The sequence below is a fragment of the Rathayibacter sp. VKM Ac-2805 genome, assembly GCF_009834265.1.
Classification (GTDB): Bacteria; Actinomycetota; Actinomycetes; order Actinomycetales; family Microbacteriaceae; genus Rathayibacter.
Map to the genome: position 1 here is coordinate 1,557,620 of NZ_CP047185.1, position 14,866 is coordinate 1,572,485.

Here is a 14,866-nt window from a genome sequence, read left to right on the forward strand (position 1 = left end):
TCCGCGGCGGCCCGCTGATGGCGGGTCACGATACCGGCGCGGCCCGCGCCCGCCTCGTCCTGATCGGCCCGATGGGGGCCGGCAAGACGACGATCGGCAAGCGGGTCGCGAAGGCGCTGAGCGCCGGCTTCGTCGACTCCGACGCGGAGTTCGTGCGCACCCACGGCCCGATCGCCCCCTACTTCGACGCCCACGGCGAGCCGGCCTTCCGCCGCGAGGAGCGCCGTGTCGTCGAGCGCGCCGTCCGCCGCGACGTGGTGCTGAGCCTCGGCGGGGGAGCGGTGCTCGATCCCGCGACGCGCGCCGACCTCGCGGACGTCCCCGTCGTGCTCCTCACCACCACGGCCGAGGCCGTCCGCGACCGGCTCGGCTCCGGCTCCCGCCCGCTGGTGCGCGGCGGGGTCGGCGACTGGGTCCGCATCTTCGACGAGCGGCGCCCGGTCTACGAGTCCCTCGCGGACACCGTGGTCGACACCTCACGGCGGCCGATCACCCTGATCGCCGCCGAGATCGCGGAGTGGGTGCGCGCGCAGCGCCCCTCCGCCACCCCTGCACCATCGGACCCGGCGGCCGCGAGCCGCCCGAGCGGAAGACAGTCATGAACGACGGCACCACCGCCATCCCCGTCGCCGGAGAGAACGGCTACGACATCCACGTCGGGCGCGGACTCCTCGACGGCCTCGCCGACGCGATCGGCCCCCGGGCCGCGAAGGTGCTCATCGTGCACCCGCCGACCCTCGCTGTCCTCGCCGCCGAGATCCGCGAGAGCCTGCTCGAGCGCTACGAGGTGCTGCTCGCCGAGGTCCCGGACGCCGAGGCCGCGAAGCGCGTGGAGGTGGCGGCCTTCTGCTGGCAGGTGATGGGGCAGTCGGACTTCACCCGCACGGATGTGGTCGTCGGCTTCGGCGGCGGCGCGATCACCGACCTGGCCGGTTTCGTCGCCGCCACCTGGCTCCGCGGGGTCGACCTGGTGCAGGTGCCGACCACCGTGCTCGGGATGGTCGACGCGGCCGTCGGCGGGAAGACCGGCATCAACACGGCCGAGGGCAAGAACCTCGTCGGCGCCTTCCACGCGCCGCGGGCGGTCGTCGCCGACCTCGACGTGCTGACCAGCCTCCCGCGCAACGAGATCCTCGCCGGATTCGGCGAGATCGTGAAGTACGGGATGATCGCCGAGCCGCGCATCCTCGACATCATCGAGTCCGACATCGACCTGGCCACCGACCCGACGTCGGAGGAGTTCCGCAGCCTGGTCGAGCTGTCGATCGGGATCAAGGCGCGGGTCGTCGGCGAGGACTTCACCGAGAAGGGCCTGCGCGAGATCCTGAACTACGGGCACACCCTCGGGCACGCGGTCGAGCACGCCGAGCGCTACCAGTGGCGCCACGGCGCGGCCGTCTCCGTCGGGATGATGTTCGCGGCCGAGCTCTCGCGCCTGACCGGCTCGCTCAGCGACGCGGTCGTGGACCGCCAGCGCCGGGTCCTCGAGTCGCTGACCCTGCCGACGAGCTACCCGCTCGGACGGTGGGAGACGCTCCTCGCCGCGATGCAGCGCGACAAGAAGACCCGCGCGGGGATGCTCCGCTTCGTGGTCCTCGACGACATCGCCCGCCCGAGCATCCTGCAGGGGCCGGAGACGTCGCTGCTGTTCGCGGCGTACCAGGAGATCGGATCGTAGGTCCGTCTCGGCCGAGCCCGGGCGGCGCCGTCAGCCTCCACCCAGGGCGGCCCTCCGCGCCTGTGCGTACTCGGCCTCGGTGATCGTGCCCGCCGCTCGCAGCGCCTCCAGCTCGGCGAGCCGGTCCGCCAGCGGGCGGGCGGAGCCGGGACCCTCGCGCGCGAAGCGGGCCGCGACGTCGGTCCGAAGGGTCAGCGGATCCACTCCGAGCGAGCGCGCCCGGCGCACGTTCACGACGATCAGCACCACGACGAGCACGATCACGACGGCGATGACGATCGGCGCCGCGGTGAACGCGATCGAGTACCAGGGCGGCACGACGGTGTCGGCGGGAACGGCGTCCATGCGCTCCTCCTCGGGGTCGGTCCTCCACCGTCTCGCGCTCCGGCGGACCGGTGGGGCGATTCGCACGCGGCGTCCAGACTCCTCTGCCGACGGGGCCGCGTCGACTACACTCGACGGGTCAGCCGGACCGGCCGATATCGCCGCGCCCGCGTACCGGGCTCGCCGGCGCAGACTTCCACCGAAACGGATCCCCCTTCGCATGGCCTCTACCACCGACATCAAGAACGGCACCGTCCTCAGCATCGACGGCCAGCTCTGGAACGTCATCGACTTCCAGCACGTCAAGCCGGGCAAGGGCGGCGCCTTCGTCCGCACCAAGATGAAGAACGTCCTCACGGGCAAGGTCGTCGACAAGACCTTCAACGCGGGCGCCAAGATCGACACGGCCAACGTCGACCGCCGCGACTTCCAGTACCTCTACCGCGACGGCGCGGACTTCGTGTTCATGGACACCAGCGACTACGACCAGATCACCGTCCCCGAGGCGGTCGTCGGCGACGCGGCGAACTTCATGCTCGAGAACCAGAACGTGACCCTCGCCCTGCACGACGGCGACCCGCTCTACATCGACCTCCCCGCCTCGGTCGTCCTCGAGATCACCTACACGGAGCCGGGCCTCCAGGGCGACCGCTCGACCGGCGGCACCAAGCCCGCGACGGTCGAGACCGGCTACCAGATCCAGGTCCCGCTCTTCCTCGAGCAGGGCACGAAGGTCAAGGTCGACACCCGCACGGGCGACTACCTCGGCCGCGTCAGCTGAGCCGGGCCTCCCGTGAGTGCTCGCACGAAGGCGCGCAAGCGCGCCCTCGACATCCTCTACAACGCCGACGTCCGGCAGATCAGCTTCGCCCAGTCGCTGCGCGCCGAGGCCGAGCGGGCGGCGAACGAGCCGGCCCGTGAGGCCTCGTGGCTCTACGCCCGTGAGATCGTCGACGGGGTCATCGACCACGCCGACGAGATCGACGAGCTGATCGCCCGGCTCGCCCAGGGCTGGACCCTCTCGCGCATGCCCTTGGTCGACCGCGCGATCCTCCGGATCGGGGTGTGGGAGATCCTGCACAACGACGCGGTGCCCGACGGCGTCGCCATCTCGGAGGCCGTCGAGGCCGCCACGTCGCTGTCGACCGACGACTCGGCGGGCTTCATCAACGGGCTCCTCGCCTCCGTCGCGGAGTCCCGCACGACGGCCTGACCCGCCCCGGAGACCTGCTCGGCCCGCCGGATCCCCGTGATCGGGCGGGCCGAGGTCGTTCCCGGGCGCCCGTCCGGCGGGCCGCGCGACGGCCCCTATACTCGACACGGCTTTTCCTTTAACAGCCGTCCTGTGAGGCGGGGAAGGAGGTCGGTGTGACGGCACGAATCGTGCTCAACGGCGCTGACATCACGCGAGCGCTCACGCGCATCGCCCACGAGATCCTCGAGTCGAACCGCGGCCCCGAGTCGCTGGTCGTCCTCGGCATCCCGACGCGCGGCGTCGCCCTCGCGAGGCGCATCGCCGAGACGATCGCGCGGATCGAGCCGGACGGTCCCCCCGTCTTCGCCGGCTCCCTCGACGTGACCATGTACCGCGACGACCTCTCCCGGCACCCGGTCCGCACCCCCGCGCGCACCGCCGTCCCCGCGAGCATCGACGGCCGGACCGTGGTCCTCGTCGACGACGTCCTCTTCTCGGGCCGCACCATCCGCGCCGCCCTGGACGCCCTCAGCGACATCGGCCGTCCGCGAGCCGTGCGGCTGGCCGCGCTGGTCGACCGCGGACACCGCGAGCTCCCGATCCGGGCGGACTTCGTCGGCAAGAACCTGCCGAGCAGCCTGAGCGAGCGGATCAACGTCCGGCTCGTCGAGACGGACGGTGAGGACCTGGTCGCGATCGAGTCGCAGGCCACCGGCGAGGAGACGGCTCCGTGAAGCACCTGCTCTCGACCCGGGACCTCGACCGCGCGAGCGCGATCGCACTCCTCGACATCTCCGAGGACATGGCGGACGTGCAGAACCGCGAGGTCAAGAAGCTGCCGACCCTGCGCGGGAAGACCGTGGTCAATCTCTTCTTCGAGGACTCCACCCGCACGCGGATCTCGTTCGAGGCGGCGGCGAAGCGGCTCTCGGCCGACGTCATCAACTTCAGCGCGAAGGGCTCCAGCGTATCCAAGGGCGAGAGCCTGAAGGACACCGCGCAGACGCTCGCCGCGATGGGCGCCGACGGCGTGGTCATCCGCCACAGCGCCTCCGGAGCCCCCGCGGTTCTGGCGGCGAGCGGCTGGATCGACGCGTCGATCCTCAACGCCGGTGACGGGACCCACGAGCACCCGACCCAGGCGCTCCTGGACGCGTTCACCATCCGCCGGCGCCTGCACGGCGCCTCCGCGTCCCGCGGCAAGAGCCTCGACGGCGTCGCGGTCACGATCGTGGGCGACGTCCTGCACTCGCGGGTGGCGCGCTCGAACGTCTGGCTGCTGACGGCGCTGGGCGCCGAGGTGACCCTGGTCGCACCGCCGACCCTCGTGCCGGTCGACACGCGCGACTGGCCCGCGACCATCCGCTTCGATCTGGACGAGGCGATCGACACCGGGCTCCCCGACGTCGTGATGCTCCTGCGCATCCAGCTCGAGCGGATGTCGAGCGGGTTCTTCCCCAACGGCCGGGAGTACGCGCGGATCTGGGGCCTCGACGACGAGCGGCTCGCCCGGCTGGGTCCCGATACCATCGTCATGCACCCCGGACCCATGAACAGGGGCGTCGAGATCTCCTCGGCGGCCGCCGATTCGAGCCGCTCCACGGTGCTCGAACAGGTCACGAACGGAGTGTCCGTCCGGATGGCCGCGCTCTACCTGCTGCTGTCCGGCGAACGGGAGGTCCACTGATGAGCACTGCCCAGCCGCTTCAGAGCACGGCGCCGGAGCGGATCCTGATCTCGGGAGCGACGCTCGCCGACGAGTCGACCGCCGACCTGCTGATCGACGGGGGCGTGATCGTCGAGATCGGCGCCGACCTCGACTCGCGCGGGGCCCGCGTGATCGACGCCGACGGCCTGCTGGCGCTGCCCGGCCTGGTCGACCTGCACACCCACCTGCGCGAGCCGGGGTTCGAGCAGAGCGAGACGATCCTCACCGGCACGCGAGCTGCGGCCGCCGGAGGCTTCACCGCCGTCTTCGCGATGGCGAACACCTCGCCGGTGCAGGACACCGCGGGCGTGGTCGAGCAGGTGCAGAGCCTGGGCGAGGACGCCGGCTACGCGACGGTCCGCCCGATCGGCGCGGTGACCGTGGGTCTGGCGGGGGAGTCGCTCGCCGAGCTCGGCGCGATGGCCCGCAGCCGCGCGGCCGTGCGGGTCTTCTCGGACGACGGGAAGTGCGTCTCGGACGCGCTGCTGATGCGCCGCGCTCTCGAGTACGTCAAGGCGTTCGACGGGGTCGTCGCCCAGCACGCGCAGGAGCCGCGGCTCACCGTGGGCGCGCAGATGAACGAGGGCGCCGTCTCCAGCGCCCTCGGCCTGCAGGGCTGGCCCGCCGTGGCCGAGGAGGCGATCATCGCCCGCGACGTGCTCCTCGCCGAGCACGTGGGCTCCCGCCTGCACGTCTGCCACGTCTCGACCGCGGGCTCGGTCGACGTCATCCGCTGGGCGAAGGCCCGGGGGATCGACGTGACCGCCGAGGTCACCCCCCACCACCTGCTCCTCACCGAGCAGGCCGTCGCCGGCCAGGACGGGCCGAGCTACGACGCCCGCTTCAAGGTGAACCCGCCGCTGCGCCGCGACGAGGACGTGCTCGCCCTCCGCGAGGCCCTCGCCGACGGCACCATCGACATCGTCGCCACCGACCACGCGCCGCACCCGGTCGAGGCGAAGGACTGCGAGTGGGACGCCGCGGCGTTCGGCATGGTCGGCCTCGAGAGCGCGCTGAGCGTGGTGCACGCCGCCGTCGTCGAGGACGGGCGGATGAGCTGGTCCGACGTCGCGCGCGTGCTCTCCTCCGCCCCCGCCCGCATCGGCCGGCTCGACGGCTACGACCGCGGCCTCGCCGTCGGGGCCGCCGCGAACGTCGTGCTCTACGACCCGGAGGCGCGACGCCGCTTCTCCGTCGAGGACCTGCGCGGCCGCAGCGGCAACTCCCCGTACCTCGGTCGCGAGCTGCCGGGCCGCGTCGTCGCCACCCTCCACCGGGGCTTCCCGACCGTGCTGGACGGCGAGCTCGTCGACGCGGCGGTCGTCGCCGCCTCCGCGAAGGCCTCCCGTGGATAGGGCCGCGATCACGATCGTCATCGCCGCGGTCGTCGTCCTCGTCTTCGTCGGCATGCTGCTCTCCTGGCGCGCGCGGCGCCGCCGCTCGGCCGCCCTCGCGCCGGAGCCCGTGCCCGCGTCCTCGCTGGGCGCCGAGGTCGAGCGCGTCGACCTCCCGTACGTGGCCACGACCCGCTTCGAGCAGCCGCTCGAGCGCGTCGTGCTGCCGGGGCTCGGCTTCCGCGGCAACGCGGTGCTGCGCCTCCACGAGCGCGGCGTCGTGATCGCCCCCGTCGGCGAGCGCGAGACGGTGATCCCGGCCTCCCTCCTGCGCGGAGCGGGCCAGGGCAGCTACGTGATCGACCGCGTCGTCGAGGAGGGCGGCCTGCTCGTGATCTCCTGGTCGCCCCGCGGCGACGAGACCGTCGACAGCTACCTCCGCGTGGCCGAGCCCGCCCTCCGGGCGCACCTGGTCGCCGAGCTGCAGCGCCTCGCCGGCCCCCGTTCCTCCCCCTCCCACCCCGGAGCCGCCGACGGCGGCCCCGACACGACCCAGAAGGGCTCCTAGTCCGTGCCAACGACACGCCTCAGCACCGAACCCACCGCCGTCCTCGTCCTCGAGGACGGACGACGATTCCGGGGACAGGCCTACGGCGCCCGAGGCCGCACCCTGGGCGAGATCGTCTTCGCCACCGGCATGACCGGCTACCAGGAGACGCTGACCGACCCGAGCTACGCCGGCCAGATCGTCGTGCAGACCGCGCCTCACATCGGCAACACCGGGACCAACGACGAGGACATGGAGTCGCGCCGCATCTGGGTCGCCGGCTACGTCGTCCGCGACCCCTCCCGCGTCGTCTCCAACTTCCGCGCGCAGCGCTCCCTCGGCGACGACCTGGAGACCGACGGCATCGTCGGGATCTCCGGCGTCGACACCCGGGCGATCACCCGCCACATCCGCTCGGCCGGCTCGATGCGCGCCGGCGTGTTCTCCGGCGAGGACCTCGCCCTCCCCGAGGAGGAGCAGCTCGCGCTGGTCCTCGGCGGCCGGCAGATGCAGGGGCTCAACCTGTCCTCCTCGGTCTCGACCGACGAGCAGTACACGGTGCCCGCCCGCGGCGAGCGCGTCGGCTCGGTCGCGGTCATCGACCTGGGGGTGAAGACCTCGACGGTCAACTACCTCGCGGAGCGCGGCTTCGACGTGCACGTGCTGCCCGAGTCGGTGACCGCCGAGCAGGTGCTCGCGCTCGACCCGTCCGCGCTCTTCTTCTCCAACGGCCCCGGCGACCCCGAGGCCTCGGACCGCCACGTCGAGCTGCTGCGCACCACCCTGCGCGCCGACCTGCCGTTCTTCGGCATCTGCTTCGGCAACCAGCTGCTCGGGCGCGCTCTCGGCTTCGGCACCTACAAGCTCCCGTTCGGCCACCGCGGGATCAACCAGCCCGTGCTCGACAAGCTCACCGGCCGCGTGGAGATCACCTCGCAGAACCACGGGTTCGCCGTGGACGCGCCGATCGAGGGCGAGCTGGACTCGCCCGAGGGCTTCGGCCGCGTCGAGGTCAGCCACTACTCCCTCAACGACTCGGTCGTGGAGGGCCTGCGCTGCCTCGACATCCCCGCCTTCTCGGTGCAGTACCACCCGGAGGCGGCGGCCGGCCCGCACGACTCCAACCACCTCTTCGACCGCTTCCGCGAGATGGTCGTGCAGCGCACGGCCGGGCGCGGGGCCTCGGAGCCCACCGACATCCCCACGACCAGCAGCATCGGAGAGCAGAAGTAATGCCGCGCAGGGAAGACATCCAGAGCGTCCTGGTCATCGGCTCCGGCCCGATCGTCATCGGACAGGCCGTCGAGTTCGACTACTCCGGCACCCAGGCCTGCCGCGTGCTGCGCGCCGAGGGGGTGCGCGTGATCCTGGTCAACTCCAACCCGGCGACGATCATGACCGATCCCGACTTCGCCGACGCCACCTACGTGGAGCCGATCACGCCCAAGGCGATCGAGGCGATCATCGCCAAGGAGAAGCCGGACGCCATCCTGCCGACCCTCGGCGGGCAGACGGCCCTGAACGCGGCCATCCAGCTGCACGACCTCGGGATCCTCGAGAAGTACGGCGTCGAGCTCATCGGCGCGAGCTTCGAGGCGATCAACCGCGGCGAGGACCGCCAGATCTTCAAGCAGCTGGTGCTGGACGCGGGCGCCGACGTCGCGAAGTCCTACATCGCGCACACCGTCGACGAGGCGATCGAGTACGCCGAGGACCTGGGCTACCCCCTCGTCATCCGCCCGTCGTTCACCATGGGCGGCCTGGGCTCCGGCTTCGCCTACACCCGCGAGGAGCTGGTGCGGATGGTCGGCGACGGCCTGCACCAGAGCCCCACCACCGAGGTTCTCCTGGAGGAGTCGATCCTCGGCTGGAAGGAGTACGAGCTCGAGCTCATGCGCGACACGGCCGACAACACGGTCGTCGTCTGCTCGATCGAGAACGTCGACCCCGTCGGCGTGCACACGGGCGACTCGATCACCGTCGCACCGGCGCTGACCCTCACCGACCGCGAGTACCAGAAGCTGCGCGACATCGGCATCCGGATCATCCGCGACGTGGGCGTGGACACGGGCGGCTGCAACATCCAGTTCGCGATCGACCCGGCGGACGGCCGGATCATCGTGATCGAGATGAACCCGCGCGTCTCCCGCTCCTCCGCCCTCGCCTCCAAGGCGACCGGCTTCCCGATCGCCAAGATCGCCGCGAAGCTCGCCATCGGCTACCGCCTGGACGAGATCCCGAACGACATCACCAAGGTGACGCCGGCGAGCTTCGAGCCGACGCTGGACTACGTGGTCGTGAAGGTCCCGCGGTTCGCGTTCGAGAAGTTCCCGGCCGCCGACAAGACGCTGACCACGACCATGAAGTCGGTGGGCGAGGCGATGGCGATCGGCCGCAACTACGCGCAGGCCCTGCAGAAGGCGCTCCGCTCGCTCGAGAAGCGCGGCTCGTCGTTCCACTGGGGCGCGCAGGAGCGCTCGGTCGAGGAGCTCCTCGAGATCGCGAGGACCCCGACCGACGGCCGCATCGTCACCGTGCAGCAGGCGCTGCGCCTGGGAGCCACGGTCGAGCAGGCGTTCGAGTCCACGAAGATCGACCCCTGGTTCCTCGACCAGATCGTGCTGATCAACGAGATCGCCGACCTGGTGCGCGAGCACGACGGCCTCGACGCCGGACTCCTCCGCCTGGCGAAGGACCACGGCTTCTCGGACGCGCAGATCGCCGAGCTCCGCGGTCTCGACGAGGCGGAGGTCCGCCGCACCCGCTACGCGCTGGACGTGCGCCCGGTCTACAAGACCGTCGACACCTGCGCGGGCGAGTTCCCGGCGCTCACGCCGTACCACTACTCCTCGTACGACGAGGAGACGGAGGTCGTCGCCGCCGACCGCCGCAAGGTCGTCATCCTGGGCTCCGGTCCCAACCGCATCGGCCAGGGGGTCGAGTTCGACTACTCCTGCGTGCACGCCTCGTTCGCGCTCTCGGACGCGGGCTTCGAGACGATCATGATCAACTGCAACCCCGAGACGGTCTCGACCGACTACGACACCTCGGACCGCCTCTACTTCGAGCCGCTGACTCTCGAGGACGTGCTCGAGGTCATCCACGCGGAGTCGCAGTCCGGCGAGCTCGTCGGCGTCGTCGTGCAGCTGGGCGGCCAGACGGCGCTCGGGCTCGCCGCGGGCCTCGAGGCGGCCGGCGTGCCCATCCTCGGCACCACCCCCGCGAACATCGACCTCGCGGAGGAGCGCGGCGCGTTCTCGCGGATCCTCGACGAGGCGGGGCTTCTCGCTCCGCGCAACGGCACCGCGACCGACCTCGACGGCGCCCGCGAGGTCGCGGTGGAGATCGGCTACCCGGTCCTCGTCCGTCCGTCGTTCGTCCTCGGCGGGCGCGGCATGGAGATCGTCTACGGCACGCCCCAGCTCGAGGACTACTTCGAGCGGATGGCCGGCGAGGGGATCATCGACGAGGCGCACCCGCTGCTGGTGGACCGCTTCCTCGACGACGCGATCGAGATCGACGTCGACGCGCTCTTCGACGGCGAGCAGCTCTACATCGGAGGAGTGATGGAGCACATCGAGGAGGCCGGCATCCACTCCGGCGACTCGGCGTGCACGCTCCCGCCGGTGACGCTCGGCCGCCGCCAGATCGACCAGGTGCGGGAGGCGACCCTCGCGATCGCGCAGGGCGTCGGCGTCCGGGGACTGCTGAACGTCCAGTTCGCGATCGGCCAGGGCGTGCTCTACGTGCTCGAGGCGAACCCCCGGGCCTCGCGCACCGTGCCGTTCGTGTCGAAGGCGCTGGGCATCCCGCTCGCGAAGGCCGCGTCGCGCCTGATGGTGGGCGAGACCATCGCCGCGCTGAAGGCCGAGGGCCTGCTGCCCGAGCGCGACGGCTCCGACGTCCCGATGGACTCTCCCATCGCGGTGAAGGAGGCGGTCCTGCCGTTCAAGCGCTTCCGCACCAAGGAGGGCCAGATCGTCGACTCGCTGCTCGGGCCCGAGATGCGCTCCACCGGCGAGGTCATGGGGATCGACCGCGACTTCCCGCGCGCCTTCGCGAAGAGCCAGGACGCCGCGTACGGCGGCATGCCGGCGAGCGGGACCGTCTTCATCTCGGTCGCCGACCGCGACAAGCGCTCGATCGTCCTGCCCGCGCTGCGCCTGCGCCAGCTCGGCTTCGACATCCTCGCGACCGAGGGCACGGCCGAGGTGCTGAACCGGAACGGGATCCAGGCCCGCGTGGTCCGCAAGTACAGCGAGACCGCCGAGGGCGACGCGCCCTCCATCGTCGAGCTGATCGCCCGCGACGAGGTCGACGTGGTGATCAACACGCCCAGCGGAGGAGCGACCCGTGCCGACGGCTACGAGATCCGCGCCGCCGCGGTCGCCGCGGACAAGCCGCTGTTCACCACGATCGCCCAGCTCGCGGCCGCGGTCGCCTCGCTCGACGCGGCGAACGAGCCCTTCGAGGTGACGAGCCTGCAGGACTACGCCCTGCGCCGCGCGGAGCGCACCGCGTGAGCGGCGGCGCGGCGGGCACCGCCTCCTTCGGCTCGCGCCTCGAGGCGGCGTTCGCCGCGCATGGCCGGCTCTGCGTCGGGATCGACCCGCACGCGTACCTGCTCGACGCGTGGGGCCTCGCCGACGACGCGGCCGGGCTCGAGAGCTTCGGCCGAACGGTCGTCGAGGCGGCGGCCGGCCGTGCGGGCGTGGTGAAGCCGCAGGTCGCGTTCTTCGAGCGGCACGGCTCGGCGGGCTACGCCGCGCTCGAGCGCGTGCTCGCCGACGCCCGCGAGGCCGGACTGCTGGTGATCGCCGACGTCAAGCGCGGCGACATCGGCACGAGCGTCACCGCTTACGCCGAGGCGTGGCTCCGGCCGGGCTCGCCGCTCGAGGCGGACGCCATGACCGCCGCGGCCTACCAGGGGCTCGGCTCCCTCGAGGGGATGCTGACCCTCGCCGAGGAGGCGGGCAAGGGCGTGTTCGTCCTCGCAGCCACCTCCAACCCCGAGGCCCGTCCCGTGCAGCGCGCCCTCGTGCAGGACGGCGGCCGGGCGGGATCCACCGTGGCACGCGCGGTCGTGGCGGACGTGGCATCCTGGAACGACGCTCACGCTCGCGCGTCGATCGGCTCGATCGGCGTGGTGCTCGGCGCCACGGTCGCCCTGGGCGACTTCGGCATCGGCATCGACGAACCTCTGCACCCCGCACTCCCGGTGCTCGCGCCCGGCTTCGGCCACCAGGGCGCGGCCGTCGCGGACGCGCAGCGGCTGTTCGGCGCGCTGAGCGCCGCCACCATCGTCAGCGAGTCGCGCAGCGTGCTCGGCGCCGGCCCCTCGGGGATCGCGGCCGAGATCACCCGCCGCGCGACCGACATCCAGGAGACCCTTGTCCGCTGAAACCGTCAGCCCCGATCCCGGCGCCTCCTCGCGCCCGGAGGCCGTGCGCCGTCCCTCGCCGCCCGAGGTCGACCGGCGCGCCGCCTCCGAGGCCGCGATCGCGGCGCGCCGTGCCCGCGCCGCCGTCAAGAAGGCCGTCGCCGCCGGACGCCGCCCCGCGACCGCCGTGCTCGCGGCGGCCCAGGCCGAGCCGCTCGGAGTCGAGGGGCGGATGCGCGTCAGCGAGCTGCTCCGCGCCGTGCCCGCGCTCGGCGTGGTGAAGACGCCCCGGGTGATGGACCAGCTGCGGATCGCCGAGTCGAAGCGCCTCGGCGGGCTCGGCCGGCGCCAGGTCGAGGGCCTGGCGTCGTTCCTGGAGGAGCGGGAGTCGCGGCAGCGCCGCCCCGGCCGCAACCGCCTGCTCGTCCTCGCCGGTCCGACCGCGGTCGGCAAGGGCACCGTGTCGACCTACATCCGCGAGAACTACCCGGACGTCCTGCTCTCGGTCTCGGCCACCACCCGGGCCCCGCGTCCGGGCGAGGAGGACGGCGTCAGCTACTACTTCGTCGACGACGCCGAGTTCGACCGGATGGTCGCGGCGGGGGAGTTCCTCGAGTACGCCGTCGTCCACAACGCTCACCGCTACGGCACGCCCCGCGGCCCCATCGACGCCGCGCTGGAGCAGGGCCGGCAGGTGATGCTCGAGATCGACATCCAGGGTGCCCGCCAGGTGCGCGAGCGGATGCCGGACGCGCGGCTGGTCTTCCTCCTGCCGCCGAGCTGGGACGAGCTGGTCCGCCGGCTGGTCGGCCGCGGCACCGAGAGCGCGGAGGAGCAGGAGCGCCGTCTGGCCACCGCGAAGGTGGAGCTGGCCGCGCAGGACGAGTTCGATTTCGCCGTCGTCAACAGCACCGTGCCCGAAGCGGCCCGCGAGGTCGTAGAATTGATGTCGCCTCGTGCCGACGGCGCGCCCGCTGACCCGGGCCGCTGACACCGGGCCACCGACCACCTCCGGGCCGACGCCCCGGGCCCCATCGGGCACACGCCCCTCGGAGCCCGCGCGCCGTGTTGCTCCGGAGCCGCAGATCGGCGCTGATGCGCCTGCAAGGAGACACCCATGGCCAACAACCTCGGCATCATCGACCCGCCCATCGACGAGCTCCTCTCGAAGGTCGACTCCAAGTACGCGCTGGTGATCTTCGCCTCCAAGCGCGCCCGCCAGATCAACGACTACTACGCCGACCTCCACGAGGGCAGCCTGTTCGACAACGTCGGCCCGCTGGTCGACTCCACCATCGACGACAAGCCCCTCTCGGTCGCACTGCACGAGATCAACGAGGACAAGCTCGTCGCCAAGCCCCTCGCCGAGTAGTCCCCTCCGGGTGGGCTCCTCTCTCGATGCCGGCCGACGGCTCAACGTCGTCGTCGGCATCACCGGCGGCATCGCCGCGTACAAGGCCGTCGGAGTCGTCCGCGCGCTGGTCCTCGCGGAGCACGACGTGCACGTCGTCGCGACCGAGGCCGCGCTGCGCTTCGTCGGCAAGCCCACCCTCGAGGCCATCTCGCGGAACCCGGTGCACACCGAGCTCTACGAGGGCGTCGCCGAGGTCCGGCACGTGGCCATCGGCCAGGCCGCCGACCTCATCGTGATCGCGCCCGCGACGGCGCACACGCTCGCCAAGCTCGCCGCCGGCCTCGCCGACGACCTGCTCGGCAACACGGTGCTCGCGAGCACCGCCCCGCTCGTGGTCGCCCCCGCGATGCACACCGAGATGTGGGCGAACGCCGCCACCGTCGCGAACACGGCGGTGCTCCGCTCCCGCGGCGTGCACGTCGTCGGCCCCGCGGTCGGCCGCCTCACCGGCGCCGACTCGGGCCCCGGCCGCATGGAGGAGCCCGAGACGATCGTGGCGGAGGCCCTCGCCGTCCACGCCCGCTCCGCCTCCGCCCGCCGCGACCTCGCGGGCGTGCGCGTCCTCGTGACCGCCGGCGGCACCCGCGAGCCCCTCGACCCGGTGCGCTTCGTCGGCAACCGCTCCAGCGGCAGGCAGGGCGTCGCGCTCGCGCTGGCCGCTGCGGCCCGGGGCGCGGAGGTCACCCTCCTCGCCGCGAACCTCGACGTGCCGGCGCCGGAGGGCGTCACGGTCCTCCCGGTGGGCACCGCGCTCGAGCTGCGCGAGGCCGCCCTCGCCGCGGCCCCCGGCGCGGACGTCGTGATCATGGCCGCGGCCGTCGCCGACTACCGGCCCGCCGCGGTCGCCGACGCGAAGATCAAGAAGGAGCAGCAGGGCGACCGTCTCGTCCTCGAGCTCGTCAAGAACCCGGACGTCCTCGCCGAGATCTCCGCCTCCCGGCGGGAGGGGCAGATCGTCGTCGGCTTCGCCGCGGAGACCGAGCCGGACCGGGACGCGATGCTCGCGCTCGGCCGCGCCAAGATCGCCCGGAAGGGCTGCGACCTGCTCGTCCTCAACAGGGTGGGCTGGGCCGAGGGTTTCCAGAGCGACAGCAACGCCGTCGTGGTCCTCGATCGGGCCGGCGATATAGTTGGCGAGGCCTCGGGCAGCAAGGCGGAGGTGGCCGATCGCGTCCTGGACGCGGTCGTGCGCTAGCCCCGCCGGTCCGCCCGCCCAGGCGCCGATCGCCTGCCGCCCGGCATCGCGCCCGCCAGGCCACTCCCGGTACGAACGACCCCGGTCCGCA

General features: G+C 72.4%; 15 protein-coding genes. 14 read left to right on the plus strand and 1 reads right to left on the minus strand.

The window, feature by feature from the left end; all coding sequences use genetic code 11:
• The first annotated feature begins 17 nt into the window (after positions 1–17).
• Positions 18–602: a shikimate kinase gene (locus GSU40_RS07290; RefSeq protein ID WP_104327533.1), complete on the plus strand. Its 585-nt coding sequence runs from the start codon at positions 18–20 to the stop codon at positions 600–602.
• Positions 599–1,678: a 3-dehydroquinate synthase gene (aroB, locus tag GSU40_RS07295; RefSeq protein ID WP_104224752.1), complete on the plus strand. Its 1,080-nt coding sequence runs from the start codon at positions 599–601 to the stop codon at positions 1,676–1,678. The genes GSU40_RS07290 and aroB overlap by 4 nt, the downstream gene beginning before the upstream one ends.
• Positions 1,679–1,708: 30 nt before the next feature.
• Here aroB and GSU40_RS07300 read toward each other — a convergent pair whose 3' ends face one another.
• The gene (locus tag GSU40_RS07300; RefSeq protein ID WP_104296195.1) at positions 1,709–2,023 is read right to left on the minus strand and encodes an SHOCT domain-containing protein; all 315 of its coding nucleotides are present in this window, start codon (positions 2,021–2,023) and stop codon (positions 1,709–1,711) included.
• A gap of 199 nt (positions 2,024–2,222) precedes the next feature.
• On the opposite strand from GSU40_RS07300, the gene efp reads away from it, so the two are divergent.
• From efp to coaBC, 12 genes are all read left to right on the plus strand, one after another.
• Entirely contained in the window at positions 2,223–2,783 is a 561-nt protein-coding gene (efp, locus tag GSU40_RS07305) for an elongation factor P (RefSeq protein WP_068210208.1), read from the plus strand.
• A gap of 12 nt (positions 2,784–2,795) precedes the next feature.
• On the plus strand, positions 2,796–3,215 hold the full coding sequence (gene nusB, locus GSU40_RS07310; RefSeq protein ID WP_104224751.1) for a transcription antitermination factor NusB: 420 nt from the start codon (positions 2,796–2,798) through the stop codon (positions 3,213–3,215).
• Between the two features lie 155 nt (positions 3,216–3,370).
• A complete protein-coding gene (gene pyrR, locus GSU40_RS07315; RefSeq protein WP_104224750.1) occupies positions 3,371–3,931 on the plus strand; it encodes a bifunctional pyr operon transcriptional regulator/uracil phosphoribosyltransferase PyrR in 561 nt (186 codons plus the stop codon).
• The gene (locus GSU40_RS07320) at positions 3,928–4,884 is read left to right on the plus strand and encodes an aspartate carbamoyltransferase catalytic subunit (RefSeq protein ID WP_160034270.1); all 957 of its coding nucleotides are present in this window, start codon (positions 3,928–3,930) and stop codon (positions 4,882–4,884) included. The genes pyrR and GSU40_RS07320 overlap by 4 nt, the downstream gene beginning before the upstream one ends.
• Positions 4,884–6,260, plus strand: coding sequence for a dihydroorotase (locus GSU40_RS07325; RefSeq protein ID WP_104224748.1), 1,377 nt, complete (start codon positions 4,884–4,886; stop codon positions 6,258–6,260). The genes GSU40_RS07320 and GSU40_RS07325 overlap by 1 nt, the downstream gene beginning before the upstream one ends.
• Positions 6,253–6,807 carry a hypothetical protein gene (locus GSU40_RS07330; RefSeq protein WP_104255383.1) on the plus strand — a complete coding sequence of 185 codons (555 nt, stop codon included), beginning with the start codon at positions 6,253–6,255 and terminating at the stop codon, positions 6,805–6,807. Before GSU40_RS07325 ends, GSU40_RS07330 begins: the two co-directional genes overlap by 8 nt.
• A gap of 3 nt (positions 6,808–6,810) precedes the next feature.
• The gene (carA, locus tag GSU40_RS07335; protein WP_104225321.1) at positions 6,811–8,019 is read left to right on the plus strand and encodes a glutamine-hydrolyzing carbamoyl-phosphate synthase small subunit; all 1,209 of its coding nucleotides are present in this window, start codon (positions 6,811–6,813) and stop codon (positions 8,017–8,019) included.
• A complete protein-coding gene (gene carB, locus GSU40_RS07340) occupies positions 8,019–11,309 on the plus strand; it encodes a carbamoyl-phosphate synthase large subunit (RefSeq protein WP_104221829.1) in 3,291 nt (1,096 codons plus the stop codon). The genes carA and carB overlap by 1 nt, the downstream gene beginning before the upstream one ends.
• Positions 11,306–12,187, plus strand: a complete 882-nt coding sequence (pyrF, locus tag GSU40_RS07345) for an orotidine-5'-phosphate decarboxylase (protein ID WP_160034272.1) — start codon at positions 11,306–11,308, stop codon at positions 12,185–12,187. Before carB ends, pyrF begins: the two co-directional genes overlap by 4 nt.
• 43 nt (positions 12,188–12,230) lie before the next feature.
• Positions 12,231–13,157 carry a guanylate kinase gene (gene gmk / locus GSU40_RS07350; protein ID WP_160036179.1) on the plus strand — a complete coding sequence of 309 codons (927 nt, stop codon included), beginning with the start codon at positions 12,231–12,233 and terminating at the stop codon, positions 13,155–13,157.
• Between the two features lie 126 nt (positions 13,158–13,283).
• Positions 13,284–13,538, plus strand: a complete 255-nt coding sequence (gene rpoZ, locus GSU40_RS07355) for a DNA-directed RNA polymerase subunit omega (protein ID WP_104221835.1) — start codon at positions 13,284–13,286, stop codon at positions 13,536–13,538.
• Between the two features lie 10 nt (positions 13,539–13,548).
• Positions 13,549–14,775, plus strand: a complete 1,227-nt coding sequence (gene coaBC / locus GSU40_RS07360) for a bifunctional phosphopantothenoylcysteine decarboxylase/phosphopantothenate--cysteine ligase CoaBC (protein ID WP_160034274.1) — start codon at positions 13,549–13,551, stop codon at positions 14,773–14,775.
• The last annotated feature ends 91 nt before the right edge of the window (positions 14,776–14,866 follow it).

What these genes read in the sequence shown, in the direction of transcription:
- rpoZ (WP_104221835.1), top strand. Translation starts at nt 13,284, where the DNA reads ATGGCCAACAACCTCGGCATCATCGACCCGCCCATCGACGAGCTCCTC.
- efp (WP_068210208.1), top strand. Translation starts at nt 2,223, where the DNA reads ATGGCCTCTACCACCGACATCAAGAACGGCACCGTCCTCAGCATCGAC.
- GSU40_RS07300 (WP_104296195.1), bottom strand. Translation starts at nt 2,023, where the DNA reads ATGGACGCCGTTCCCGCCGACACCGTCGTGCCGCCCTGGTACTCGATC.
- GSU40_RS07325 (WP_104224748.1), top strand. Translation starts at nt 4,884, where the DNA reads ATGAGCACTGCCCAGCCGCTTCAGAGCACGGCGCCGGAGCGGATCCTG.
- aroB (WP_104224752.1), top strand. Translation starts at nt 599, where the DNA reads ATGAACGACGGCACCACCGCCATCCCCGTCGCCGGAGAGAACGGCTAC.
- GSU40_RS07290 (WP_104327533.1), top strand. Translation starts at nt 18, where the DNA reads ATGGCGGGTCACGATACCGGCGCGGCCCGCGCCCGCCTCGTCCTGATC.
- carB (WP_104221829.1), top strand. Translation starts at nt 8,019, where the DNA reads ATGCCGCGCAGGGAAGACATCCAGAGCGTCCTGGTCATCGGCTCCGGC.